Source organism: Streptococcus sp. SCPM-O-B-23252 (M501) (assembly GCF_058200355.1).
Genome location: NZ_JBYQGS010000013.1, coordinates 1 through 312, shown reverse-complemented (window position 1 = coordinate 312; position 312 = coordinate 1). Strand labels below are relative to the sequence as shown.

Sequence of the window (312 nt, the reverse complement as noted above, 5' to 3'; positions counted from 1 at the left end):
AGTTGGGCACTCTAGCGAGACTGCCGGTAATAAACCGGAGGAAGGTGGGGATGACGTCAAATCATCATGCCCCTTATGACCTGGGCTACACACGTGCTACAATGGCTGGTACAACGAGTCGCAAGTCGGTGACGGCAAGCTAATCTCTTAAAGCCAGTCTCAGTTCGGATTGTAGGCTGCAACTCGCCTACATGAAGTCGGAATCGCTAGTAATCGCGGATCAGCACGCCGCGGTGAATACGTTCCCGGGCCTTGTACACACCGCCCGTCACACCACGAGAGTTTGTAACACCCGAAGTCGGTGAGGTAACC

The 312-nt window shown here is 54.5% G+C and carries 1 rRNA gene; it reads left to right on the top strand.

Annotation, left to right across the window (positions count from 1 at the left end):
• Nucleotides 1-312: ribosomal RNA gene (locus AC3E6G_RS09500) — 16S ribosomal RNA — on the top strand; the annotation flags it as partial.